The 23,532-nt window shown below is 56.5% G+C and carries 25 protein-coding genes and 1 tRNA gene; 22 read left to right on the forward strand and 4 right to left on the reverse strand.

Annotation, left to right across the window (positions count from 1 at the left end):
* Window positions 1-84 precede the first annotated feature (84 nt).
* From ACZ1HF_RS13100 to ACZ1HF_RS13195, 20 genes are all read left to right on the forward strand, one after another.
* Window positions 85-765 carry a 3-oxoacyl-[acyl-carrier-protein] synthase III C-terminal domain-containing protein gene (locus tag ACZ1HF_RS13100; RefSeq protein ID WP_472657928.1) on the forward strand — a complete coding sequence of 227 codons (681 nt, stop codon included), beginning with the start codon at window positions 85-87 and terminating at the stop codon, window positions 763-765.
* Window positions 762-1,004, forward strand: a complete 243-nt coding sequence (locus tag ACZ1HF_RS13105; protein WP_472657929.1) for an acyl carrier protein — start codon at window positions 762-764, stop codon at window positions 1,002-1,004. The genes ACZ1HF_RS13100 and ACZ1HF_RS13105 overlap by 4 nt, the downstream gene beginning before the upstream one ends.
* Window positions 997-2,223, forward strand: coding sequence for a beta-ketoacyl-[acyl-carrier-protein] synthase family protein (locus ACZ1HF_RS13110; RefSeq protein ID WP_472657930.1), 1,227 nt, complete (start codon window positions 997-999; stop codon window positions 2,221-2,223). Before ACZ1HF_RS13105 ends, ACZ1HF_RS13110 begins: the two co-directional genes overlap by 8 nt.
* A gap of 84 nt (window positions 2,224-2,307) precedes the next feature.
* A complete protein-coding gene (locus ACZ1HF_RS13115) occupies window positions 2,308-3,294 on the forward strand; it encodes an aldo/keto reductase (protein WP_472657931.1) in 987 nt (328 codons plus the stop codon).
* Window positions 3,295-3,351: 57 nt separating this feature from the next.
* The gene (locus ACZ1HF_RS13120) at window positions 3,352-4,017 is read left to right on the forward strand and encodes an HAD family hydrolase (RefSeq protein WP_472657932.1); all 666 of its coding nucleotides are present in this window, start codon (window positions 3,352-3,354) and stop codon (window positions 4,015-4,017) included.
* Window positions 3,995-4,654, forward strand: a complete 660-nt coding sequence (locus tag ACZ1HF_RS13125; RefSeq protein WP_472657933.1) for a hypothetical protein — start codon at window positions 3,995-3,997, stop codon at window positions 4,652-4,654. The genes ACZ1HF_RS13120 and ACZ1HF_RS13125 overlap by 23 nt, the downstream gene beginning before the upstream one ends.
* Window positions 4,644-6,095 (forward strand): MFS transporter, encoded by a 1,452-nt coding sequence (locus tag ACZ1HF_RS13130; protein ID WP_472659046.1) that lies wholly within the window; start codon window positions 4,644-4,646, stop codon window positions 6,093-6,095. Before ACZ1HF_RS13125 ends, ACZ1HF_RS13130 begins: the two co-directional genes overlap by 11 nt.
* Window positions 6,096-6,125: 30 nt before the next feature.
* The gene (locus ACZ1HF_RS13135; protein ID WP_472657934.1) at window positions 6,126-6,983 is read left to right on the forward strand and encodes an AfsA-related hotdog domain-containing protein; all 858 of its coding nucleotides are present in this window, start codon (window positions 6,126-6,128) and stop codon (window positions 6,981-6,983) included.
* A gap of 206 nt (window positions 6,984-7,189) precedes the next feature.
* Complete coding sequence (locus ACZ1HF_RS13140; RefSeq protein WP_472657935.1) at window positions 7,190-7,324, forward strand: hypothetical protein; 135 nt, start codon at window positions 7,190-7,192, stop codon at window positions 7,322-7,324.
* 299 nt (window positions 7,325-7,623) lie between these two features.
* Window positions 7,624-8,556 carry a P-type conjugative transfer ATPase TrbB gene (gene trbB / locus ACZ1HF_RS13145; protein WP_472659047.1) on the forward strand — a complete coding sequence of 311 codons (933 nt, stop codon included), beginning with the start codon at window positions 7,624-7,626 and terminating at the stop codon, window positions 8,554-8,556.
* Window positions 8,556-8,888: a TrbC/VirB2 family type IV secretion system protein gene (locus ACZ1HF_RS13150; RefSeq protein WP_472657936.1), complete on the forward strand. Its 333-nt coding sequence runs from the start codon at window positions 8,556-8,558 to the stop codon at window positions 8,886-8,888. Before trbB ends, ACZ1HF_RS13150 begins: the two co-directional genes overlap by 1 nt.
* Window positions 8,888-9,157, forward strand: coding sequence for a VirB3 family type IV secretion system protein (locus ACZ1HF_RS13155; RefSeq protein ID WP_472657937.1), 270 nt, complete (start codon window positions 8,888-8,890; stop codon window positions 9,155-9,157). The genes ACZ1HF_RS13150 and ACZ1HF_RS13155 overlap by 1 nt, the downstream gene beginning before the upstream one ends.
* A 3-nt stretch (window positions 9,158-9,160) precedes the next feature.
* Window positions 9,161-11,683: a conjugal transfer protein TrbE gene (gene trbE, locus ACZ1HF_RS13160; protein ID WP_472657938.1), complete on the forward strand. Its 2,523-nt coding sequence runs from the start codon at window positions 9,161-9,163 to the stop codon at window positions 11,681-11,683.
* The gene (trbJ, locus tag ACZ1HF_RS13165; RefSeq protein WP_472657939.1) at window positions 11,680-12,453 is read left to right on the forward strand and encodes a P-type conjugative transfer protein TrbJ; all 774 of its coding nucleotides are present in this window, start codon (window positions 11,680-11,682) and stop codon (window positions 12,451-12,453) included. The genes trbE and trbJ overlap by 4 nt, the downstream gene beginning before the upstream one ends.
* 2 nt (window positions 12,454-12,455) lie before the next feature.
* Window positions 12,456-12,725 carry a putative entry exclusion protein TrbK-alt gene (gene trbK-alt, locus ACZ1HF_RS13170; protein WP_472657940.1) on the forward strand — a complete coding sequence of 90 codons (270 nt, stop codon included), beginning with the start codon at window positions 12,456-12,458 and terminating at the stop codon, window positions 12,723-12,725.
* A 4-nt stretch (window positions 12,726-12,729) separates the two neighbouring features.
* Window positions 12,730-14,046: a P-type conjugative transfer protein TrbL gene (trbL, locus tag ACZ1HF_RS13175; RefSeq protein ID WP_472657941.1), complete on the forward strand. Its 1,317-nt coding sequence runs from the start codon at window positions 12,730-12,732 to the stop codon at window positions 14,044-14,046.
* Window positions 14,046-14,729 carry a conjugal transfer protein TrbF gene (gene trbF / locus ACZ1HF_RS13180; RefSeq protein WP_472657942.1) on the forward strand — a complete coding sequence of 228 codons (684 nt, stop codon included), beginning with the start codon at window positions 14,046-14,048 and terminating at the stop codon, window positions 14,727-14,729. Before trbL ends, trbF begins: the two co-directional genes overlap by 1 nt.
* Window positions 14,726-15,670: a P-type conjugative transfer protein TrbG gene (trbG, locus tag ACZ1HF_RS13185; protein WP_472657943.1), complete on the forward strand. Its 945-nt coding sequence runs from the start codon at window positions 14,726-14,728 to the stop codon at window positions 15,668-15,670. The genes trbF and trbG overlap by 4 nt, the downstream gene beginning before the upstream one ends.
* On the forward strand, window positions 15,667-16,857 hold the full coding sequence (locus ACZ1HF_RS13190) for a TraB/TrbI/VirB10 family type IV secretion system protein (protein WP_472657944.1): 1,191 nt from the start codon (window positions 15,667-15,669) through the stop codon (window positions 16,855-16,857). The genes trbG and ACZ1HF_RS13190 overlap by 4 nt, the downstream gene beginning before the upstream one ends.
* Window positions 16,857-17,117 (forward strand): DUF2274 domain-containing protein, encoded by a 261-nt coding sequence (locus ACZ1HF_RS13195; protein WP_472657945.1) that lies wholly within the window; start codon window positions 16,857-16,859, stop codon window positions 17,115-17,117. Before ACZ1HF_RS13190 ends, ACZ1HF_RS13195 begins: the two co-directional genes overlap by 1 nt.
* Here ACZ1HF_RS13195 and ACZ1HF_RS13200 read toward each other — a convergent pair.
* From ACZ1HF_RS13200 to ACZ1HF_RS13210, 3 genes are all read right to left on the reverse strand, one after another.
* On the reverse strand, window positions 17,083-18,030 hold the full coding sequence (locus ACZ1HF_RS13200; protein ID WP_472657946.1) for a LysR family transcriptional regulator: 948 nt from the start codon (window positions 18,028-18,030) through the stop codon (window positions 17,083-17,085). The two genes, ACZ1HF_RS13195 and ACZ1HF_RS13200, sit on opposite strands and share 35 nt — an antisense overlap.
* 150 nt (window positions 18,031-18,180) lie before the next feature.
* Window positions 18,181-19,080 carry a DMT family transporter gene (locus tag ACZ1HF_RS13205; RefSeq protein ID WP_472657947.1) on the reverse strand — a complete coding sequence of 300 codons (900 nt, stop codon included), beginning with the start codon at window positions 19,078-19,080 and terminating at the stop codon, window positions 18,181-18,183.
* Window positions 19,077-20,108, reverse strand: a complete 1,032-nt coding sequence (locus tag ACZ1HF_RS13210) for an aldo/keto reductase (RefSeq protein WP_472657948.1) — start codon at window positions 20,106-20,108, stop codon at window positions 19,077-19,079. The genes ACZ1HF_RS13205 and ACZ1HF_RS13210 overlap by 4 nt, the downstream gene beginning before the upstream one ends.
* Window positions 20,109-20,195: 87 nt before the next feature.
* Here ACZ1HF_RS13210 and ACZ1HF_RS13215 point away from each other — a divergent pair, with 87 nt between their 5' ends.
* Entirely contained in the window at window positions 20,196-21,098 is a 903-nt protein-coding gene (locus tag ACZ1HF_RS13215; protein WP_472657949.1) for a LysR family transcriptional regulator, read from the forward strand.
* 519 nt (window positions 21,099-21,617) lie between these two features.
* On the forward strand, window positions 21,618-23,330 hold the full coding sequence (locus tag ACZ1HF_RS13220; RefSeq protein WP_472659048.1) for a recombinase family protein: 1,713 nt from the start codon (window positions 21,618-21,620) through the stop codon (window positions 23,328-23,330).
* Here ACZ1HF_RS13220 and ACZ1HF_RS13225 read toward each other — a convergent pair.
* Window positions 23,287-23,363: transfer RNA gene (locus ACZ1HF_RS13225), tRNA-Met, on the reverse strand. The genes ACZ1HF_RS13220 and ACZ1HF_RS13225 overlap by 44 nt on opposite strands.
* Window positions 23,364-23,532 lie beyond the last annotated feature (169 nt).

Below are 23,532 nucleotides of genomic sequence, written 5' to 3' on the forward strand. Positions count from 1 at the left end.
AGATCGGAGTGTACCAGCAACGGCACCGTTGGTGGCGTCTTATCTTGAGCTCGGTAGTGTGCCGGCCTTCGACTTGAATGCGGTTTGTTCTGGCTTTGTGTACGCGTTGGCCGCAGCGCACGGGTTTTTGGCGTCTATTGGGGGAGCCGAGCGCTAGTTATCGGAGCCGATACTTTCAGCACAATCCTCGATCCAGATGATCGGGTAACACGTTGTATTTTTGGCGACGGTGCTGGGGCGGTTGTGATTGAGGTCGATCAGTTTGATGCCCCGTGTATTCTTGGCTCTGACGGAACAGGTTATGATCTGATCTCTAGGCCATGCAGCGGTTCCGCGAAGCGCCGGGAAGCTGGGCAGGCCCATCTGGAAATGGATGGAAAGCCAGTCTTCATGAGCGCGGTCAAGCATATGGTTGAATCGTGCCACGAGGTTCTACGGCGATCACAACTCGGCGTTGGTGACCTTGATGCATTTGTTGCGCATCAGGCGAATGCGCGGATTCTCAATACAATAAAAGAGCAGTTGGACATGCCAGCTGAGCTGGTTGTTAGCAACATTGCGCGGGTTGGAAACACCGTAGCAGCGTCCATCCCCCTTGCCCTGGAACAAGCTCACCGGGATGGGAAACTTCACCAAGGCGGAAATATTCTGCTTACCGCGTTCGGCGGTGGGCTGACGTGGGGAGCATCGATCATTGAGTGGCAGGTGCCCCAAAACCATTATTCACCCGAGACACAAGCTTACCTAAAGGAGAGTATCGCATGAACATTCTTGAAAAATTGGCGACAGTGGGGGCCGCAACTCTTGGAGTTGAGCGCGATGCGTTGCTGAACGCTTCGTCATTTGAAGAACTTGACCTTGATTCCTTGGCGCTTCTGGAGCTCAACGTCGCTATCCAGAAGGATTTCAATGTTGCTTTAGGCGATGATGAAATCAGCTCAGAACATTCGTTGGCCTATGTTTCAGATCTCATAGAAAAACGCCAGGAGGGTGCTGATGCCTAGCGCTGAAAGTCGAGCGTGCATTACCGGGCGAGGGGTCTTTGCTGCGGGTGGTACAACGGTCGATGATTTCTGGAAATCGGCTGTTGATGGCAAAAGAACCGCGGCCATCTCGCCGATCTTGGCGGGTTTGAAAGTAAATATCGCACATGCAGTGCATGATGATGACTTGGCAAGCGCGCTCAGCGGGCAAGTCATTCGTCGCGTGGATCGCTTTGTTCAACTTGGACTAGCTGCTGCAAATGCCGCGGTCGCTGATGCTGGTGATCTAGCGCAAGTTCCTGCGGAACGGATTGGAATTATAGTGGGGAACTCCCTTGCGGGTGTCACCACGACACGAACACTGCAACAAACTTTGGCTGCAGAAGGTGAGGGACTGGTGTCACCAACGGCACTGCCAGCATCAATAAATAACATGCTCGCGGGCTACATCGCGCTCAAGTTGGGAATCCACGGCACCAGCTATGTCCTTTCTACTGCCTGTGCTTCAGGTACGGACGCCATAGGGATAGCCCGCCAACTTGTTGAAGCGGGCTTGCTTGATGTTGTCATTGCTGGTGGTAGTGAAGCTCCTATTTCACCTGAAGTTGTCGCGGCCTTTACACGCATGGGCGCTACGTCAACGGCAGTAAATCCACCGGTGGATGCCAATAGACCGTTTTCACAAAACCGCTCTGGATTTTCGTTAGGTGAAGGAAGTGGGATCGTCGTCGTTGAAACGCTCTCACATGCTCGGAAGCGTGGTGCAACGCCATATGTTGTCATCGCCGGTTACGGAAGTTCGAATGATGCATTTCACGAAACGTCTCCTGATGAGAGCGGTCAATGGTATGAGGCCGCGATACATCGTGCTCTTGATGATGCCGGAGTTGCCGCCAAAACGATTGATTATTGGAATATGCACGGTACGGGTACAGCGTTAAATGATCGCGTTGAATCCGCCGTTGCGGCCAAACTTGTAGGCCGTGAAGTAGCAGTTGGATCTACCAAGCCGCTTACAGGGCACTGCCTCGGAGCAACGGGTGCTCTTGAAGCTATTTTGTGCAGCCTGGCCATCACTGAGGGCACTGTGCCGCCCTCGACGAACAGCGCTCCCATCGATCCAGAGCTACCTGTGTTGGACATCATCCAAACCGCTCGAAAAATGACCGTGAAACGCACACTGAGCACTTCGCTGGGATTTGGCGGCCATAATGCGGCGCTCATTCTTGAGGCGGTATAGTGCGCACGCCCAGCCAATAGGTGTGCGTCATTGCACTCATTTAGAACAGAAAGATCGGTGACAACCGAGGAAGGAAATTTTGAGATGGAATCAAGAAAAATTGGACAGGAAGGGCTTGTTACATCCTGTATTGGTCTGGGCTGTATGGGGATGTCCGCGTTCTATGGGCCAACTGACCAAGCAGAAAACGACGCTGTTCTAGATAGCGCGGCGCTCAACGGGGTTACACTGTTTGATACGGCCGACATGTATGGGGATGGGCAAAACGAGGAACTGATCGGTGCGTTCTTGAAGCGGCACTCAGAACGGCTTTGTGTTGCCACAAAAGCTGGCATTCGAAGTGATGCCAAGGGGCAGCGGTTCATCGACAACACACCTGAATACATCAAACGGGCATGTGATGCCTCGTTGTCCAGACTTGGTATTGAGGTCATCGATCTATATTATTTGCACCGGAGAAACCCCGAGGTTCCAATTGCGGAATCTGTGGGTGCTATGCGTGATCTACGCGATGCGGGCAAGATCAGAGAAATTGGGTTGTCTGAGGTAAGCTCGGAAACCCTTGTCGCCGCAACAAATGAAGCACCTATTGCTGCGTTGCAGATTGAATACTCGTTAACTGAACGGTCGCCCGAACAGAAGATCATCCCCGTAGCGCGTGAGCATGGCATTACTGTTGTGGCTTACTCTCCGCTAGGCAGGGGCTTGCTTACGGGGCGTTTCACCACCGAAAGTGACTTTACTGAAAAGGACTACAGGCCACGGGTTCATCCGCGACTGCATGGTAAGAATTTTGCATCCAATGTTCAGGTCATCGACAATTTCGATGCCATTGCATGCGACATAGGACTGCCGAAATCATCTCTTGCCCTTGCTTGGTTATTATCCCGTGGAGAGGACATCTTACCAATCCCTGGGACCCGCTCCACGAATTATCTGCAACAGAATATTGAAGCCACTTACGTGCACCTCCCTGCGGAAATCCTCACGCAAATAGACGAGCTATTTGCAGAGGGTCAAATTGTGGGTGAACGGTACAACGAAGAAGGCATGAAATATCTGAACCGCTGAGTGTTGGGCACAATGGTGCTTCACTGAGCAGGGACAGAATTCATGAAAGGAGAAATCATGAACAAGAAATGGGCAGCCATCAACATTGATGGCGTACTTTTGACAGACACGTTTAGCGAGATAATCCATGACTTTATAGTCGAAAATGGTGGGACCTATGACGAGGATACTGATCGTTCGATCTTGTCACAACCACAGTCCGTCGGCGGCGCTGGTATGGTTCGTGCCACTGGCAAAAATTGGACCGCTGCCGAGGCTATCGAGAAGTATTTTGAGAAGCGCAAAAAGGTAATTGCTGTGGCTCCGCCGCAGGTCAGCGAGGGTGCGGTGGAACTTCTTGAGCTGCTGCGTAGCAAGGGGTTTTCCCTGATTTCCTACGGCGGTCTCAGCATCGATCACTTCTATGCGGAGGTTGGCGATCTTGTCGAATACTTTGAGGGGCCTCAGTATGTGTGCACAAACCTTCTCAGACCAGGCATTCGTGAAATATGCGATAATGTACTGAAAATCCCATATTCAAGCCTGCTTGTGATTGATGATGTTGCCAGAGTTGGCAAGGAGTCCCACAGGCTTGGGGCACCATTCATCGGTCATCCAAGTTCGTCTGAACACAGCTATCAGCGGAAAATCATGAGTGACAATGAAATTCGCTTCGTGGGTAGCTTAAGTGAGATTGACACCACAATGATTGAGGACGTTTATGGTTCCGCACCTCTTTCTTGATTTTGATGGTGTTATTCACCGAAGTGCCACTCGCCAGCTGCGAGAGTCGTTTTCGCGGGTTGTCAAAAGCAATCTAGACTTGCCGGACTTGGTGATAAATCAACTGTTTTCGAGCATTCAAGCCATGCCGTCACCTGCTGCTTTGCGGGCGACATTTGAATGGCTTGGTATCACCGATGTAAGTCGCGCAGTTGCACAAGTACATGATTGCGGTCCGGTAGGATGGCAAGACCAACCCGATGCAGAGGGTATAGCAAAGCCAATCCTCTCCCTAATCCAGGCTGCCCGTGAAGAAGGGATGTCCGTAGATGTTCTCTCGACCGCTGGAAGCAAGTCATCCCGTCTCACCTTGGCACTTGATGCATTGGCTGATTTTGAAGTTGGCCGTATCGCGATTCAAGGACGTTCAAAGGCGGATCCGGAAACCTATCGGCTCGCTGTGGAAGCTAAAGATTGTTCCAGACCATCACAGTGTGTGTTGGTCGATGATTCAGTGTTCGCGGTGTCGGCAGCCTGCACAGCTGGTGTCCGAGGATACTTAAGTACATCGGACAGTCACTCTGCTGACATTATGGCTGGCTGTAGAAACTGGACTGTCGAAGAAATCAAACATGAAATATTCAAAAATGACGCATGAAAACTTGATACAAGAAACTGGTTTAAGACAGAACATAGGTATAGTCGGCATTTGCTTGTCAGCTGTACTATTGCCGTTTTCGGTCACGGGGCCTGGCGTCGCACTCGGTGATATCGCGCGTGACATTGGTTCTGGGCCTTTGGCGTCACAGTGGATCATCAATATCTACAACTTCTGTTTTGCTGCATTGATGTTCAGTGCTGGCGTGCTGGCGTCCAGAATGGGTCGTCGGCCCAGTTTGGTGGCTGGTCTGATCCTTTTCGCAATCGGGTCACTAATTTGCGTTTTCGCGCCAGGCATGGTGGTTGTGTTGATCGGTCGCGGCCTACAGGGCGTAGCCGCGGCGCTGATCCTCACGGCGGCGGTGCAATACATAGCGATTACGTTAGCTGGGGATAAGCAACGATTTGTATTCGCGATGCTTGGTTCATCGTTCGGAGCTGGTCTTGCGATTGGGCCTGTGTTGAGCGGGGGGCTTGTGGATCTTGCGGGATGGCGCAGTGTTTTTGTCCTGTGCGCATCGCTAGCGCTTGTTGCCGCTGTGTCGGTGTCAGTCCTCCCGAAAGAGCCCGCTCCAGTCGCTTCAAAAGGTGATTTGCTAGGCACAATAGTGTTTACTGCGGCACTGGCTTCCGTTTGTGGATACTTCATGGTCGCAGCTGATCAGGGGTTCGTTTCTCTGATCCCAATGCTGTTGCTACTGTCTTTTTTTGCTGCTGTTTGGGCATTTGTAGCTGTAGAAGCACGAGCACCATTTCCAATCGTAGACCTGAGCCTCTTTCGGAACGGGACGTTCCTCGCTGTCGTGCTGCAACCTTTTACAATCCTTACGGCCTTTGCAGCAATCTTGGTCTATATGCCTACATATTTTCAGTCGCACTTTGGACTGTCTGTATTTGACTCTGGCCTAGCGTTGTTGCCGCTAACCATACCAGTTTTCATATTGCCCATGCTTGTAAATCTTATTTCTGCCCGCCTTGGTCGTCGCTGGATTCTAAGCCTCAGTCCGTTTGTGATGAGCATCGGTCTCATCGGTTGTGCCATAGCAATTTACATGGGGTTTATATGGCTTGAGGTTGCTTTGTTGGTTACCGGCATAGGCATTGGTATGGCGTTCGGTGTGATGGACGCCGCTGCAGCAACAGTGGTCCCAGTTAACAAAGTCGAGGTGGCAACAGGTATGTTCAACTCAGCACGTCTTGTGAGCGAGACAGTCGGCATTTCTGTGGTCGGTTCCGTATTGCTTGCCCTACTTCGCGTGTATTACGACCCTTCGGTTGCGGACAGTCTGGCGGTTGGAGCGGTTGCTTCATCTGACATTTTAGACAACGGGCTGCTTCTAACTTGGACATGGATTTTTCTTGGATTTGCGGCACTAGGATTACTCGCATCTTTCGTGTTGTTTCGCTGCATTGATGACCAAGTATTTGAACACGAATAAATTTAGTAACTAAAATCAGGAGTGGATAAGATGAACAAAATGACCAAGATAGTGCGCCCGAGCGATGTGCATCGATCGGCATCAACGGAAACATTCTTATCTCACGCAACGGTGAGTTCGGAGGGGTTGAAAGGAACTGTCAAACCTCGCACAGATCATCCGTATTATGGATTTGATGATCCTCTGTCTGTGGTGCCAACGCTGTATGGGCTAGAGGTGCTGCGACAGGCGGAAACCTATCTTGCTCATAGTATGGACAGACCGTCTGATGACCGCTTTATCTGGCGTTCAATCGCATTGCATGTCGAGGCGGCCGAGCCGTCGATTGGGATCGCCGACCATACCTTCCAATTGGACTACGCGGGATGTGTTGGCGGCTCGCGCCATCAGTACAGTGGTCGAGCGCGTGTTGGAAATACGGTCGTTGTCTTAGACGATTTTGCGGTAACCTTCGTCAGCGCAGCCATGTATGAAAAACTACCTCGGATTGATCCGTGTAAGTCGGATGCTGCCCCTGAATTTCGTACAGACTATATAATCGATCCTAAGAGCATTGGCCGTGCATCAAGTAGCGACATAGCAATATCGGGAGGGGAGAATGGAATGTTCCAGGTGGCTGCCCCGTATGATTCACCGGTATTTTTTGAACACACTCAAGATCATTGGCCAGGCATGGTGCTGATCGATGCAGCAACGCAGTTGGCTACTCTAACAGTTCAGGGTGCTATGCCAAAGCTTAAGTCTCTGCGTGCGGACTTCCGACACTATAGCGAATTAAGTGTACCAGTTGGCATGGCGATCCGGTCAGTCGAGAAATCCGCTCTGCATGAAGTTACATTTTCGCAAGCTGAGCGTGTTACAACAACCGTTGAATTGGGGTTTAGCTGACGAAAAAAGGTTGCGAGGCGTGTGTGAAGTTACGATGATTAAATCACAATCCGCTCAACCTAGTCCAGCGCCCCATAGCCTTGCGCTAGCTTCAGGAGAAATGTCAGCAGGTTTCGCCCACTGTTCTGAACAAGCGCATCAAAGAACTAACCGCTAGTGATTTGGTGGAACGCAGTGATGCCGGATATCACTTGTCAGCAACCGGAATGGATTTGTTCATCTCCGCCGATGCGCTCGCGCGCCGCTCTACAGTGGGCGGCCAAGAAATTGACGCCGATGAAGTCGAGAGCATTTTCTCACTGGTCTGGCGGGGGAACTCCAAGGATCGGAGTTCAAAGTAACATTGCTGATCAGACCACAATGTTGGATTTGCATAGTGCCTCAGAATAAAGACGTCTTGGCAAGCCGGTAGTTTCACGCCCAAAGACTTAAGACATTGCTGAGATTTAGCGCTTAGTCCCACCGTCCCCCTGTCTTTCTACGCCACCGCACTACTACGCCGTCAACACTATTGCGCGATCCACAATTCCGGTTCTTTTAATTGTCCCCGAACCAGGGCCGTCTTTCGACGTCCCATCAGACCGGGACCAACATGACGGCTTCATTTCAACAGTCCGAGGCGATTTCACGCGGCAGTCGCATGCTGCGCACGGCGCTTGGCCCCGCGATCGCGGGGTACCTCGACGATGTACAAATCGTGGAGGTCATGCTCAATCCCGACGGGCGGCTGTGGGTTGACCGCCTGTCCGAGGGGTTTTGCGCCACCGAAGACCACATGTCCGCCGCAGACGGTGAGCGGATCATTCGGCTGGTCGCCCATCATGTCGGCGCTGAAGTGCATCCGGGCGCGCCCCGTGTGTCCGCTGAGCTTCCCGAGACAGGAGAGCGGTTCGAAGGTCTTCTCCCGCCTGTCGTGGCAGCGCCAACCTTCGCGATCCGCAAGCCCGCTGTCGCCGTCTTCACGCTCGACGACTATGTGAGTGCCGGGATCATGTCCCAAACGCAGGCGGCGGCGCTAAAGGTCGCGGTTGCCGAGCGCAGTAACGTCCTCGTCGCCGGCGGCACATCGACCGGCAAGACCACGCTCACCAATGCACTGCTCGCCGAGGTTGCCAAAACCGATGATCGTGTCGTTCTGATCGAAGATACACGCGAACTGCAATGCGCGGCCGCCAATCTCGTCGCGCTGCGTACGAAGGACCATGTGGCCTCCCTTTCCGACCTCGTACGGTCCTCTCTGCGCCTGCGCCCCGACCGCATTCCGATTGGCGAGGTCCGCGGATCGGAAGCGCTTGATCTCCTCAAAGCCTGGGGCACGGGTCACCCGGGCGGCATCGGCACCATCCATGCGGGGACTGCACTCGGTGCGCTACGCCGGATGGAGCAGCTTATTCAAGAAGCCGTGGTCACAGTGCCACGCGCCCTGATCGCCGAAACCATCGATCTTGTCGCCGTCTTGTCTGGCCGCGGATCCAACCGCCGCCTGACCGAACTCGCCCGCGTCGAAGGCCTCCATTCCGACGGTGACTATCGCCTTACGTCCACACACCTCGACCCAGAAGGACCGTCCTGATGTTTCAAAGTACCATTCTCATGCGCCGCGTCGTCGAAGCAATCTGTATTGCCACGATTGTTCTCCTGATGATGGCGACGACGGCGCACGCTGCAGGTTCCTCGATGCCGTGGGAAGCGCCGTTGCAGGCCATCCTGGAATCGATTGAAGGGCCGGTCGCCAAGATCATTGCCGTGATGATCATCATCATAACCGGCCTGACGCTGGCTTTTGGTGATACATCCGGCGGCGCACGGCGGCTGATCCAGATCGTCTTTGGTCTGTCGATCGCCTTTGCCGCATCGAGCTTCTTCCTGTCCTTCTTTTCCTTTGGTGGCGGGGCGGTGATCTGATGGAGAACGGCGATCCCATTTCCGGTTTCACGATCCCAGTACACCGTGCGCTGACCGAACCAATCCTGCTCGGTGGGGCGCCGCGCTCCATCGCGATCCTCAATGGCACACTGGCCGCCGCCATCGGGCTTGGGTTGCATCTCTGGCTGGTTGGTCTGCTGATCTGGATCATCGGACATGTCGCGGCGGTCTGGGCCGCCAAGCGCGATCCGCTCTTCGTTGATGTGGTCCGCCGCCATCTGCGCATCCCCGGCCATCTGGGGGTGTGAGCAATGATGAACCTTGCCGAATATCGTCGCACCTCATATCACTTGGCCGACTTCCTGCCCTGGGCCGCGCTCGCTGGCGAAGGTGTTGTGCTGAACAAGGACGGGTCGTTCCAACGGACAGCGCGGTTTCGCGGTCCCGATCTCGACAGCGCCGTGCCTGCCGAACTGGTCGCCGTGGCCGGTCGCATCAACAATGCACTGCGCCGTCTCGGATCGGGATGGGCAGTATTTGTCGAGGCGCAGCGCGTTCCCGCCAACGCCTACCCACAAAGCAGCTTTCCAGATGCGGCCTCCGCCCTTGTAGACACCGAGCGCAAAGCACAATTTGAGGAAGAAGGCATTCACTTCGAGTCCCGCTATTTCCTCACACTGCTGTTCCTGCCCCCCGCCGAGGAGGCCGCCCGCGCCGAACGGTTCCTTTATGAGGGCCGGGAGCGCGCCACGGGCGCGGATGCTCGCGAGACACTGGCTGGTTTCGTTGATCGCACCAATCGCGTCCTGCAACTCATCGAAGGCTTTATGCCGGAATGCGCTTGGCTTGATGACGCCGAGACACTGACCTTTCTGCACGCGACGATCTCGACCAATGTGCAGCGTGTCCGCGTCCCTGAAGTCCCGATGCATCTTGATGCGCTGCTCGCCGATCAGCCCTTGACGGCAGGGTTGGAACCAATGCTGGGGGATGCACATCTGCGTATCCTCACCATCACGGGTTTTCCAAGCGCAACCACGCCCGGCATCCTGGATGATCTCAACCGACTTGCCTTTCCCTATCGCTGGTCCACGCGCGCAGCAATGCTCGATAAGACCGATGCGACCCGGCTGCTCGCCAAGATCCGGCGGCAATGGTTCGCCAAACGCAAATCGGTCGCGGCCATTCTCAAGGAGATCATGACCAACGAGGCCTCAGCCCTGCTTGATACCGACGCGCACAACAAGGCCATGGATGCAGACGCGGCGCTGCAGGAGCTTGGCTCCGATCTGATCGGAGAGGCCTATGTCACCGCGACGGTCGCCGTGTGGGACACAGACCCGCGCGTCGCCGACGAAAAGTTGCGTCTTGTCGAGAAAGTCATCCAGGGCCGCGATTTCACCTGCATGACCGAGACAGTGAACGCGGTCGAAGCCTGGCTCGGATCATTGCCCGGCCATGTCTATGCCAACGTCCGCCATCCGCCCGTCTCAACCCTCAACCTCGCGCATATGATCCCGCTGTCGGCGGTATGGGCGGGGCCGGAACGGGACGCGCATTTTGCAGCGCCCCCACTGCTCTTTGGCCAGACCGAAGGCGCGACTCCGTTCCGGTTTTCTTTGCATATCGGCGATGTTGGTCACACGCTGATGGTCGGACCCACAGGCGCGGGCAAATCGGTGCTTTTGGCGCTGATGGCCTTGCAGTTTCGGCGATACGACAAATCTCAGATCTTTGCCTTCGATTTTGGTGGCTCGATCCGGGCGGCCGCGCTGGCAATGGGCGGCGACTGGCATGATCTCGGCGGTTCATTGTCCGACGATGCCTCCGAACCGGTCGCGCTTCAGCCGCTGGCCCGCATCGACGATGCCGCGACGCGCAGTTGGGCGGCGGGCTGGGTCTCCGACATTCTGGCACGCGAGGGCATCACCGTCACACCGGAGATGAAGGATCATCTCTGGTCGGCACTGTCGTCGCTCGCATCCGCCCCCGTTCAGGAGCGGACACTCACCGGTCTGTCCGTCTTGCTGCAGTCACAAGACCTCAAACGCGCCTTGCAGCCCTTTTGCGTTGGCGGGCCTTTCGGCCGCCTGTTGGACGCGGAAGATGAACGGCTCGGAGAAGCAAAGGTCCAAGCGTTTGAGACCGAAGGCTTGATTGGCACTGGCGCTGCCCCCGCCGTCCTTGCCTATCTGTTCCACCGTATTGAGGGCCGGCTCGATGGATCCCCGACCCTGCTGATCATCGACGAGGGCTGGTTGGCGCTCGACGATGAGGGGTTTGCTGGACAGTTGCGTGAATGGCTGAAAACCTTGCGCAAGAAGAACGCCAGCGTCATCTTTGCCACCCAGTCGCTCTCTGACATCGATGGCTCAGCCATCGCACCCGCGATCATCGAAAGCTGTCCGACCCGGCTGTTCTTGCCAAACGAACGCGCCATCGAGCCGCAGATCACGACGATCTATCGGCGTTTCGGGCTGAATGATCGCCAGATCGAGATACTCAGCCGTGCAACGCCGAAGCGGGATTATTATTGTCAGTCTCGACGCGGCAACCGGCTCTTTGAGCTGGGGCTTGGCGAGGTCGCCCTGGCGTTCACCGCAACATCCTCAAAATCAGATCAGGCCGCCATTACACGCGTCCTCGCCGATTATGGACGCAATGGCTTTGCGGCCGCGTGGCTCGCTGAACGCGGGGCCGCCTGGGCTGCCGATCTTATTCCCGGTCTCCCAAATCTCAATCGAGAGCATGAGCCGTCCGACGCGGACACGCAAATGGCGCTCGATCTCTCCACCAATCCAATGGCCACCACTCAAAAGGAGACACCCTCATGACCTACAAACGACGTCGATTGCGCATACTTGCAGCCGCCTTGTTGCTGACAACGCCGCTGGCGCTCGCGCCAGTCCTGATACCCCCGGCACAGGCCTTCGGGTTTGGACGGATTGTCTATGATCCGACCAATTATGCGCAGAACGTCATGCAGGCCGCCCGTGCGCTCGAACAGATCAACCATCAGATCAGTTCGCTGCAGAACGAGGCGCAGATGTTGATGAATCAGGCCCGCAACCTGACGAGCCTGCCGTATTCCTCGATCCAACAATTGCAGCAATCGGTGGCCCGGACACAGCAGCTCCTGAGTGAGGCACAGCAGATCGCGTTTGACGTGCAGCAAATCGATCAGGCCTTTGACACGACCTACGGGTCAGCATCCATGACAGCCACGGATCAGGCCTTGATCAGTGGGGCCAAGGACCGTTGGCAGACGACGGTCGCAGGCTTGCAGGATGCGATGCGCGTGCAGGCTGGCGTGGTCGGCAATATCGACACAAACCGCAGTCAGATGTCGGCCCTTGTGGGTGCGAGTCAGTCTGCGACAGGTGCCTTGCAGGCGACTCAGGCTGGCAATCAGTTGCTAGCGCTGCAGGCGCAGCAGATATCCGATCTCACCGCTGTCATCGCGGCACAGGGCCGCGCCCAAAATCTCGAAGCGGCTCAACGCGCCGCTGCGCAGGAGCAGGCGCGTGAACAGCGTCGCCGCTTTCTGGAACCCGGCGCTGGCTATCAGCCGGGCAACGCGCAGATGTTCCCGGGCGGAGGTTAACGATGCGCGGGACGGTCCTTGTGAGGCTCGTCGCAGCCGTCTTCCTTATGGGCGCGGTGATCGTCGCGATCATTGAGCTTGGCCGGGATGGGAAAGAATTGGGTGTGTCCCAGCCTGCGGCGCACACACCCCAAGAACCGCCAAATGGGGAACTGCAACGGTGCCAGACACTCGGCGAAGCAGCACTTCAGGATCAGTCCTGCCGCGACCTCTGGGATGAGCAGCGCCGCCGTTTTCTGACGACTGGCCCTAGCACGCAAGGGAGCGAGTAGGATCATGGATGGCACGGGCGTCATTGATCGCTTTCTGGAGGTCTTCACCCGCTATATCGACAGTGGTTTTGGCCTACTTGGCGGAGAGGTGGCGTTTCTGGCGACCACGCTGATCGTCATCGACGTAACGCTTGCAGCCCTCTTCTGGGCCTGGGGCGCGGATGACGACATCCTCGCGCGGTTGGTCAAGAAGACCCTCTTCATTGGTATCTTCGCTTATATTATCTCCAACTGGAATGCGCTGGCCCGCATCGTGTTCGAGAGTTTCGCCGGTCTCGGCCTGCAAGCAACCGGTACTGGATTCACCGCCGCCGATTTGATGCGTCCAGGCCGCGTCGCCCAGGTCGGACTTGATGCAGGACGACCCATTCTTGCGTCCGTCTCGGACCTGATGGGCTATGTCAGCTTCTTTGAGAATTTCATCCAGATCATTGTCCTGATGTTTGCCTGGATGATGGTCCTGCTCGCCTTCTTCATTCTGGCCATCCAGCTCTTCATCACCCTGATCGAGTTCAAACTGACGACGCTGGCGGGCTTCATCCTCATTCCCTTTGCGCTGTTCGGCAAGACCGCTTTCCTCGCCGAACGTGTGCTTGGCAACGTCGTCTCCTCAGGCGTGAAGATACTGGTCCTTGCTGTCATCATTGGCATTGGCTCGACCCTGTTTTCCGAATTCACAGCAGGCTTTGGCGGCGAGCAGCCCAATATTGAAGACGCCATGGCCATTGTGCTGGCGGCACTCTCGCTGCTCGGTCTCGGAATCTTCGGCCCTGGCATCGCCAATGGATTGATCTCAGGCGGTCCGCAATTGGGCGCTGGTGCAGCGGTCGGCACGGGCCTCGCCGCTGCAGGCGTCACCGCTGCGGGTCTGGCCGGAACGGGCATGGCGGCAGGCGCTGCCGCGCGCAGTGTCGCTGCGGGCGCACGCGGCGGGGCTGCGATGACCGGCGGCGCTACCACCGCCTACAGCCTTGGCGCGGCCGGGAAGAGTGGCGCGGCCAGTGTTGCCGGTGGGATGGGCGGTGTTGCCAAAGCCGGGGCCGGTGTTGCGACCAACCCCTTGAAGAAAGCCGCTGGTGCTTTGCGCGACAGTGCCCGCAGCGGCGGACGCGCAGCGATTGAGGCCAGCGGCGGCACATTTAAAGGCGGTGCCTCCGATGCACGCGCAGCAGCGTCGCCCAATAGACCGCCCGCCTGGGCCACCCGCATGAAACGCACGCAATCCCTCCACCATGGCACCACTGCCGCTGCCCATGCTGTCCGTTCCGGCGACAGCCAAGGCGGCGGGGCATCCATCAATCTTTCTGAAAGGGACAGCTGATGTTCAAACGACCCGCGCTCCACTATGGCAAGACCCCCGCACCCGAGACCCCTTATCAAAAAGCAACACAGGTCTGGGACGAGCGCATAGGCTCCGCCCGGGTACAGGCGAAGAACTGGCGGTTGATGGCGTTCGGCGCCTTGTTCCTGTCCGCCGGTTTGGCGGCTGGTCTCGTCTGGCAATCGGCGCGCGGGACGATTGTCCCCTGGGTGGTTGAGGTCGACAACTTGGGGGAAGCCCAGACCGTCGCACCCGCCACAGCGGATTATCAACCGACTGATCCGCAGGTCGCCTTCCATCTAGCCCGCTTTATTGAGCAGGTGCGCTCGATTGCCGCTGACCCGGTCATCGTGCGCCAGAATTGGCTGCGGGCTTATGAGTTCACAACGGATCGCGGCGCGCTGGCACTCAACGATTACGCCCGCGCCAATGATCCCTTCGCCAAGGTCGGTGAGGTGCAGATCTCGATCAACGTCTCCAGTGTCATACGGGCCTCACCCAACAGTTTCCGGATTGCCTGGACAGAGCGCCGCTATCAGGACGGCAGTCTTGCCGGGACCGAGCGCTGGACGGCCATTCTGACCATATCGGTGCAACCGCCGCGCACGACAGAACGGCTGCGGAAGAACCCACTCGGCATCTATGTCCACGCCATCAACTGGTCACGGGAGCTTCAGGAATGAGACAGTCTTATCCCCCGCTCGCTTTCGCCACGGCCCTGCTGCTATCCGGTTGCGCGACCTACACGCCGCCCGAGATTGACTACGACAATGCGGTGCCGTCCCTTCCCGCGCCGCCGCCGCGAGTTGTCGAGCAGCCACCCACACCGCTTCACACGCCGCCTGCCTGGAAGCCATCGCGGGGCGGAGATGCGGATGCCCGGACGCCGGGCGCGCGCGTGGTCAATGCCAACGCCGCCGCCCGGGTCGAACCGCGCCGCGAGGGCTATTACAATGCAATCCAGGTCTTTCCCTACAGCCAAGGTGCGCTCTATCAGATCTATGCTGCTCCGGGTCAGATCACGAATATCGCCCTCGAACCCGGCGAGCGCCTGACCGGCGAAGGCCCGATTGCTGCCGGAGATACGGCCCGATGGATCATCGGCGATACGACCAGCGGGAATGGGCGCAGTGCCACGGTCCACATTCTCGTCAAACCCACCCGCCCCGACATCTCCACCAATCTGATCGTCAACACCGACCGACGCACCTATCTTGTTGAACTGCGCGCCAATGAAGAGTCATACATGCCGTCCATCTCCTGGGCCTATCCACAGGTGCGGACGGAAACGCGACTACCAGCCGTTGCGCAGCCCATCATTCCTTCCACTTCGCAGCGCCACTACCGCTATGGGCTTGAGGGTGACACACCACCCTGGCGACCGCAGACCGTCTTCGATGATGGGCGCCGGGTCTATGTCGTGTTTCCGCGCGGGATCGTGCAGGGCGAAATGCCGCCACTCTTTGTCATTGGCACTAGTGGAGAGGCGCAGGTCGTCAACAGCCGCGTCCATCGCAACATCCTGATCGTGGATCGCCTGTTTGCAGCCGCCGAATTGCGGCTTGGCGGCGAGAACCAGCAAATGGTTCGCATTGTCCGTACCGACGGGAGGTCAAGACAATGAGTGAGAGACCCACTAAGCCCGACCCTGACCCTCAGAACGCAGACAGAACTGCGGCAAAGGAGGCCTTTCGGCTGCGCGCCGACCCGCCGCGTGTCGTGCGGCTGTCTCGCAAAGTGCTCGCCGGGCTCGCCATTGTCACATGCCTCGGCATCGGCGGTGCATTGATTTTTGCCTTACAGGGCCGCGACGAGGGCGTGAGCCCCAATGAACTTTATACGACGGAGAACCGGCCGACTGCCGACGAGTTGCGCCACCTGCCGTCCGACTACAGCGGCGTTCCGCAGCTCGGACCGGCGCTTCCCGGTGATCTCGGCCGTCCGATCCGCCGTGCCCAGGAGGAAGGTCGGCCTGTCCCAGCGTCCCCAATGCCCGGCCCCAACCCTGAGGAGCAGCAACGATTGGCCGAACAGGAAGCCGCCCGCACGAGCACGCTCTTCTTTTCTGCGCAAGGCGAGACGGCGCAGTCAGGTTTGAGTGGTCAGTCGGTACAGCCCCTTGCTGGCTTCCAGCCGGCAGGGCTCGGCAACACCGAAACGCCTACTGCACAAGACAGACAGTTGAGCTTTCTCAATGCACCAGTCGATCGGCGCACAGTCTCCCCGGATCGTGTCTCGCCTGCCGTCTCGCCCTATGTGCTTCAAGCAGGCGCCGTCATCCCAGCGGCCCTCGTCACCGGCGTTCGATCCGACTTGCCGGGCCAGATTGTCGCTCAGGTCACCCAGAATGTTTATGATAGCCCGTCTGGTCGCTATTTGCTCATTCCTCAGGGCACGCGTCTGATTGGCGCATATGATAATGGTGTCGGGTTTGGCCAGCGCCGGGTATTGTTGGTCTGGAACCGGCTTATTCTTCCAGGTGGCCAGTCCATCGTTCTCGAAAGACAGCCAGGGGCCGACGGCGCTGGCTATGCAGGTCTGGAGGATGGGGTCGACTATCATTGGGGAAGCATCGCAAGGGCCGCTGTTCTCTCGACCTTGCTGAATATCGGCGCTGAACTTGTAACGGACGATAGCGATGAAATCGCTTCTGCCATACGCGACGGTGCGCAGGACACAATTGGCAATACCGGTCGCGAAATCGTGCGCCGACAGATCGAAGTGCCACCCACCCTGACGATCCGTCCAGGTTTCCCGGTGCGTGTGATCGTCACCCGCGATCTGATCCTCGAGCCGCAGAGGGGGTATTGATGACCAAACTCAAGCTCGGACCTCTCGCCGACGACAAGCCGGTCAAGGTGACGGTCGAACTGCCAGCGGCGGTGCATCGGGATCTGGTTGACTATGCCGAAGTGCTGGGCCGCGAAACCGGGCAACCAGTAGAAAAGCCGGCCAAATTGATCGCGCCAATGGTTGAGCGCTTCATGGCGACTGATAGGGGGTTCGCGAAAGCGCGGCGAACGTCCGGAAAAGAAGCTAGTGCGTCTTCGATGCCGGCGGCGTCGCGATAAGTGATTTTGCAGTACTGTTGCACAGCCCATTGCGCCTTGCCATCACTCTGGCCAAACTGAGCAACCTGCGAAGCGCCGGATTATCGTTCTTCGGCAACCATATGGCACAGAAGGGAAGTTCTTCCCCAGCCAATAAGCGGTAGACGACCCGTGGAAAGGTCGTACCAGTCGTGGCTTCGCTGGTGAGCGTCAGGCCCTTTCCCAAAGAGACGAGTTGCATGAGATTGTCGCGACCGACCGCGCAATACTCGACACTGGGATGGTAGCCAAGCCGCGCTAGATGTTTGATGAGAAAATCGTGAATCTCGGGGCCGGGGTCGGTTCGGCTGACGATGAAATGGCGATGACGGAGGTCATCCCAGGCTATTTCGGTTCGGCCTGCAAGTTCATCCGCTTCGGGAAGGACGACGTAAACGCGTTCTGTCCAGAGATGTTGACCCTCGCAGTCTGGCGGAAAGGTTGGCCCCGTCAGAAACGCGATATCCAGCTTATATTGACGGATGGCGGAGAGATGCTCGCAAGGTGCGCCCTCGATGAAGTCGAGCTGCACATCGGCATGCCGATGCTCATAGGCGTGCAACAGATCGGCAATAAATCCGGAGGAGAGGGAAGAGAAAATACCGATGCGAATTATGCCGGCAATGCCGCAGCCGTGGGCGTTCACCAATGTGGCTCCGCATTCGATCTGACCCATCGCGCGCTTGGCGTGTTCGAGGAAGTTCTGACCGGCAATCGTGAGTTCGACTCCACCAGAATGTCGATTGAATAGCGACGCACCGAGTTCGTCTTCCAGATCACGAATGCGCCGACTGATGGCAGACTGATGGACTCCGACGACGTTTGCGGCACGTCGAAAGCTATGTTGCTCGGCGGCAGCAATAACGTATCGGATGTGCCTCAGTTCAAATGCCATCTTTCCTATTCCGCTCAAACAGAACCATGAGTTTATGGGTATCTCCTACTTATTAAAGCGTCCGTATGACTGCATGAAAACGGACTAGATCGCCATTGTATTTCCATGGTTCATGGATTCTAAATATTGGCCAACAGACTTTGGATCGTGTCAAATCCTCGAGCGGCCATGCATTAATAAGGGTAGGCGATTATTAGCAATCAATACGCCGGCAATAACCAAAACCACGCCAATCATTTGCATCGCTGACGGTAGGTGCCCGAAGGCAAAGGCAATGACAAGCGCGAAAACGGGAACCAGATTGAAGAAAAGTGATGTGGGTCCGGGACCACGTAATGCAATTCCAACTTGCCAGAAAAGATAGGCGAGGACTGATCCTGCCAAACCCATATAGATCGTCGCAGTATGGGACTGCGCATCGCCAATGGTGATGGCTGTCATGGGGTTTTCGAAACTGAATGCACCAATCACCAGTGCAACCGTCCCAGCCAACATCGTCCAGGTCGTGGTTTCCGTGGGAGTGGCTTCATGGACGAAGATTCTGCAGCCCACCGTATTGGCAGCCCACGCGACACTCCCAGCCAGGATCACAATGTCGCCGTTCGCCAGAGAGGCTTTCGCAAACGCGCCCACGGTGAGTGCCACGCCCAACAAGCTTATCGCCATGCCTCCGAACATGACCATTGCCGGCATTTTACGGTCCCAGACGGCCTGCAATAGATTTGCGGTAATCGGCGTCGTTGCCATGATGAGCGCCGCTGTGACCGGGCTTGAGGTCTGCATTCCGATGAACAGGGCCGCGTTGAAGCCCGCAACCCCGAGAATGCCCAAAACGCAAAATGCAAACCAGTTGCGCCGGATCGTTTCGGTATTCGCGCCATCTCTGACAACCATCCAAAGCACGATGGCAAGTGAAGCGATCGCAAACCGTTCGGCTGCCGCAGTCCATGGCGGCAGCGTATCAAGTGCCAGTTTTGTTGCCTCAAAATTGGAACCCCAGAAGAACGCCGCCGCGCAGGATAGGAGGACGGCGCGGGTTTCGGTCGTCATGCGTTGACGCCTTTCATGCCTTCCTCCGTATACCGTTCGCCCAGTGCAGCACCGGCGGGCACTAGCCGATCCAGACGCTCCAGATCGGCGGCGGTGAGTTCGACGTTCAGCGCATCAACGTTTTCTTCGAGATACCAAGCTCTCTTCGTTCCGGGGATCGGGACAATGTGGACGCCGTACCGGTGTCCCTGCGCGATGACCCATGCCAACGCCAGTTGGGCCGGCGTGCAGCTCTTTTCTCTGGCGAGGTCCTGCAGGGTACGGACAATCGCCAGATTACCAGTCAGATTTTCACGCTGAAATCGCGGATGGGCCCGCCTGAAGTCGTCCGGCTCCAGATCGTCCACCGACGTCATCGCGCCTGTCAGGAACCCACGCCCGAGCGGTGAGTAGGACACAAAGCCGATGCCAAGCTCGTGGCAGACATCGAAAACATCTTGCTCAGGTTCGCGCGTCCATAGCGAGTATTCGCTCTGCACGGCCGTTACAGGATGAACCGCATTGGCGCGACGCAGCGTTTCGGGACTGACCTCGCAGACGCCGACATGTCTGATTTTGCCCTCTGCGACGAGCCGCGACAGTTCTGCCATCGGCTCTTCGATCGGGCGGCTCGTTTCGACTCGGTGAATGTAGAAGAGATCGATCCGATCCGTTCCAAGACGCCTCAACGAAGCTTCGCATGCTGCGCGGACGTATGCGGGATCGTTGTTGATATCCCGCGCATAAGCGCCTTTTTCGCGTTGAATGCCAAATTTCGTAGCGATTACCATTGCATCGCGACCACGCGCTTTGATCACCTGGGCGATCAGTTCCTCGTTGTGGCCCAAGCCATATGTGTCGGCCGTATCGAGAAAGGTGACACCCAGATCGAGGGCGCGGTTCAAGGTGGCCATTGATTGAACATCGTCATGCGCGCCGTAGAATTCGCTCATGCCCATGCAACCTAGACCAAGCGCCGAGACACGGAGGCCTCCCTCAACCTTTCCCAAAGTGTTATAAATCCTCTGATCCTGTTTGATCGTGCTCATCGGCGACTCCAGTTCATTGTTTTGCCTCAATCTAGTTTTGCAAGTTGCGCAGTTGAAGGGCGGTGTCTGCAGGGCTATATTGCATCTATGCAAAACATTGACTGGAACCTCGTCCGGGATTTTCTCGCTGTTGCCCGGTCTGGAAGCCTGAACCGGGCCGGAAAATATCTAGGTGTAAATGCGTCCACTGTTGGTCGCCGGATAGAGTCACTGGAAACGGCTTTGGGCGTTCATCTCTTCCAACGGTCGCAGACGGGCTATGTTTTGACCGACGAAGGTGACGACTTGTTACCCCGCGCGGAAAAGATCGAACACGCTGCCATTTCATTCGAGCGGCGTGCGGAAACCAACGAAATCGTGCATGGGCGGGTTCGTCTGGCGACAGCAGAGAATCTGGCAAACTTCCTGCTGATTCCGGAACTTCCGAAACTTGCAGACCGTTATCCCGACCTGACCCTTGAGATTGTCACCGATATCCGATCAGCAAACCTCCACAGACGAGAGGCCGATCTGGCGCTTCGCCTGATCCGGCCCACGCAAGGCAATGTTGCGGTTCGGCGCCTTGGGACGCAGCGATACGGGATCTATGGATCGAGCGTGTACATCGAAGGCCGCCAACAATTGCCCGATGGCGGACCGTTCGGAGCCGACCGTTTCATTGTTTGGTCAGAACCCTATGCACACCTTCCCGCCGCGCAGTGGATCGAACAGATACTAGGTGGTCGGCAACCCGCTCTGGTCGTATCAAGCCTTTATTCCCAGGTTGCCGCTGCTCTGTCGGGCCTGGGACTGGCCGCACTTCCCTGCTTCCTCGCGGACGCCGAGCCCGACCTCATCCGAATACCCAGTGACGTTGATGCCATGTCACAGGAGTTATGGCTTGCCATTCACGCAGACCTGGCCGGGTCCGCCCGTGTGCGCGCTGTTGCCACGTTTATCGAAGAGGCGGTCGCGAGAAACATAACAAAGTTCACGGGTGATCGGCCGTAGGTCAGCCTGTTGGACAAGCCGAAATACGCTGATAGCTACAACTGAAGACAAAGAAATGGCGCCCGACAGGATTGGAACCTGTGACCTCTCGCTTCGGAGGGCGGCGCTCTATTGAGTTGAGCTAGAGATCCCACCGCGCTGCAGTCCATAAATTGGATCGGCGGACGCTTGTTTGGTCGCGTCAGAACCTAGCCACGGGATTGTGCGTCGAAATATGCAAGTATTTGCACTACGCCATTCTGCGCGATCTTACGCTAAGCGAAAAAAATAACGCTACCTGCATCCCTTCACACGATACACTTCGCCCCACGTAGCGTTGCTTAGACGCGCTGGATCCGCGATTGTCTCAATGGACTTACCTTCCATTTCAATCAGACGGCGTTATAATGAAAAGGTCTCAAACGCATCGAAAGAACAAAAACGACACGTGTCGTCCCTTGCGTCTTTCGACAAGCGGTCACGACCCACGCTTAACTGAGTTGGTTCGCCTTCTAGCGCGTCGTGCTGCAAGAGAATGGTATGACCAGCAGTCGGGAGTGCACAGACGGCCGCAATCCTAATGCTTTAGGAGATGAAACCGTGAAAGTCGCCCTCTACGCCCGATATTCAAGCGATAACCAGCGAGACGCGTCGATCGCAGACCAGTTCAGGGTGTGCCGGTTACACGCGGAAAAACAGGGCTGGGCAGTTATAGAGGAATACTCCGACCACGCGGTGTCCGGTGCTTCACTATTGAGGCCAGGTATTCAGGCTTTAATTGCAGATGCGCATAAGGGGCGTTTTGCCGTTGTTCTGTCAGAGGCAATGGATCGTCTATCACGCGATCAGGAAGACATTGCAGGCCTGCATAAACGGATGGCATATGCGGGCGTGAAGATCATCACGCTGTCAGAAGGGGAGATCACGCATCTCCACGTTGGCCTCAAAGGCACAATGAACGCGCTTTTTCTCAAGGATCTTGCCGACAAAACTCGCCGGGGGCTCCGCGGTCGCGTTGAGATGGGTAAATCCGGTGGTGGAAACGCTTATGGATACGATGTCGTCAAGAAATTCTCTTCCGAAGGCGAGCCTATCCGGGGCGATCGCACAATCAACAAGTACGAGGCTAATATCATCCGTCGGATTCTTAAAGCTTACGCGTCTGGAAAATCACCAAAGCGGATAGCGACGGAATTGAACAAAGAAGGCATTCGGGCGCCCAGCGGCGGCGATTGGGGGTTCAGTACGATCAACGGCAACACCAAACGCGGCACAGGTATCCTGAACAACGAGATATATATCGGGCGCCTGATCTGGAACCGACAACGCTTCCTGAAGGATCCCGACACAGGCCAACGTCAAGCGCGTATGAACCCTGAAGATGAATGGATCATCCAAGAAGTGCCAGAACTTCGTATTGTGGACGACGAACTGTGGGCAGCCGTTAAGGAGCGGCAAGCCAAGCTAAAACATAAACCTGGTGATGGGTCAAAATCAGAGAACCATTTCCGCGACCGACGTCGCCCCAAGTACCTCTTCTCGGGTTTAACCAAGTGCGCTTGCTGCGGCGGTGGCTACACCATGATCTCTGCCGACCTCGTGGGGTGCGCAACAGCCCGCAACAAGGGAACGTGCGACAACCGCAAAAACATACGTCGAGATCGGCTTGAAGAGCGGATCTTAAACGCTTTACGGCATCATTTGATGGAACCGGCCTTATTCAAGGAGTTCTGCGACGAGTTTACACGCGAGATGAATCGCCTTCGCATGGAAGGACGCGCAGTGATTGAAGCTGGGCGATCAGAGCTTGCAAAGATTGATCGAGATCTGGAGAAAATACTTCAACTCTATCTCGATGATGCCCTGCCTATCGAAATGGTGAAGGCAAAGAGCAAGAAGCTGGAAGGTCGGAAACAGGAACTGGAGGGTATTCTTGCCAGTACCGATGAGCCTCCGCCATTGCTGCACCCGGAGATGGCTGGATTCTACAGAGCGCAAGTGTCGAAGCTCCACAAATCTTTACAGGACGAAGCTGAGGCGAAACGACTGGAGGCCACAGAGTTGCTCCGATCATTAATCGATGAAATCATTTTAACACCGACCGCAGGCGAGATGCTTATCGATGTGAGGGGCGATCTTGCTGGAATCCTTGGCATTTCCCTAAAACGCCAAAAACCCGCCACAAGGACGGGTCAATCGCAATTTGAGTTGGTTGCGGGAGTAGGATTTGAACCTACGACCTTCAGGTTATGAGCCTGACGAGCTACCGGGCTGCTCCATCCCGCGCCAATTGGCGAGATTTGTATCTACGCCCGCTGCTACGGGGATTCAATAGCGAAACGATATGATTTTGAGCATTTTTCACTTTTTTCGGATTCACGTTTTCTGAGCTACGCTTTCCAAGCCAGCCTTCTGTGTCGTGCTGACATTCTTGGGTAAGATGGCACACCGAAAA

The organism is Litoreibacter sp. GN1-5 (genome assembly GCF_055693805.1).

Bases quoted from the DNA above. Each gene is read 5' to 3' on its own strand.
- ACZ1HF_RS13105 (WP_472657929.1), top strand. From the start codon at position 762: ATGAACATTCTTGAAAAATTGGCGACAGTGGGGGCCGCAACTCTTGGA.
- ACZ1HF_RS13110 (WP_472657930.1), top strand. From the start codon at position 997: ATGCCTAGCGCTGAAAGTCGAGCGTGCATTACCGGGCGAGGGGTCTTT.
- ACZ1HF_RS13115 (WP_472657931.1), top strand. From the start codon at position 2,308: ATGGAATCAAGAAAAATTGGACAGGAAGGGCTTGTTACATCCTGTATT.
- ACZ1HF_RS13120 (WP_472657932.1), top strand. From the start codon at position 3,352: ATGAACAAGAAATGGGCAGCCATCAACATTGATGGCGTACTTTTGACA.
- ACZ1HF_RS13125 (WP_472657933.1), top strand. From the start codon at position 3,995: ATGGTTCCGCACCTCTTTCTTGATTTTGATGGTGTTATTCACCGAAGT.
- ACZ1HF_RS13130 (WP_472659046.1), top strand. From the start codon at position 4,644: ATGACGCATGAAAACTTGATACAAGAAACTGGTTTAAGACAGAACATA.
- ACZ1HF_RS13135 (WP_472657934.1), top strand. From the start codon at position 6,126: ATGAACAAAATGACCAAGATAGTGCGCCCGAGCGATGTGCATCGATCG.
- ACZ1HF_RS13140 (WP_472657935.1), top strand. From the start codon at position 7,190: ATGGATTTGTTCATCTCCGCCGATGCGCTCGCGCGCCGCTCTACAGTG.
- trbB (WP_472659047.1), top strand. From the start codon at position 7,624: ATGCTGCGCACGGCGCTTGGCCCCGCGATCGCGGGGTACCTCGACGAT.
- ACZ1HF_RS13150 (WP_472657936.1), top strand. From the start codon at position 8,556: ATGTTTCAAAGTACCATTCTCATGCGCCGCGTCGTCGAAGCAATCTGT.
- ACZ1HF_RS13155 (WP_472657937.1), top strand. From the start codon at position 8,888: ATGGAGAACGGCGATCCCATTTCCGGTTTCACGATCCCAGTACACCGT.
- trbE (WP_472657938.1), top strand. From the start codon at position 9,161: ATGATGAACCTTGCCGAATATCGTCGCACCTCATATCACTTGGCCGAC.
- trbJ (WP_472657939.1), top strand. From the start codon at position 11,680: ATGACCTACAAACGACGTCGATTGCGCATACTTGCAGCCGCCTTGTTG.
- trbK-alt (WP_472657940.1), top strand. From the start codon at position 12,456: ATGCGCGGGACGGTCCTTGTGAGGCTCGTCGCAGCCGTCTTCCTTATG.
- trbL (WP_472657941.1), top strand. From the start codon at position 12,730: ATGGATGGCACGGGCGTCATTGATCGCTTTCTGGAGGTCTTCACCCGC.
- trbF (WP_472657942.1), top strand. From the start codon at position 14,046: ATGTTCAAACGACCCGCGCTCCACTATGGCAAGACCCCCGCACCCGAG.
- trbG (WP_472657943.1), top strand. From the start codon at position 14,726: ATGAGACAGTCTTATCCCCCGCTCGCTTTCGCCACGGCCCTGCTGCTA.
- ACZ1HF_RS13190 (WP_472657944.1), top strand. From the start codon at position 15,667: ATGAGTGAGAGACCCACTAAGCCCGACCCTGACCCTCAGAACGCAGAC.
- ACZ1HF_RS13195 (WP_472657945.1), top strand. From the start codon at position 16,857: ATGACCAAACTCAAGCTCGGACCTCTCGCCGACGACAAGCCGGTCAAG.
- ACZ1HF_RS13200 (WP_472657946.1), bottom strand. From the start codon at position 18,030: ATGGCATTTGAACTGAGGCACATCCGATACGTTATTGCTGCCGCCGAG.
- ACZ1HF_RS13205 (WP_472657947.1), bottom strand. From the start codon at position 19,080: ATGACGACCGAAACCCGCGCCGTCCTCCTATCCTGCGCGGCGGCGTTC.
- ACZ1HF_RS13210 (WP_472657948.1), bottom strand. From the start codon at position 20,108: ATGAGCACGATCAAACAGGATCAGAGGATTTATAACACTTTGGGAAAG.
- ACZ1HF_RS13215 (WP_472657949.1), top strand. From the start codon at position 20,196: ATGCAAAACATTGACTGGAACCTCGTCCGGGATTTTCTCGCTGTTGCC.
- ACZ1HF_RS13220 (WP_472659048.1), top strand. From the start codon at position 21,618: ATGACCAGCAGTCGGGAGTGCACAGACGGCCGCAATCCTAATGCTTTA.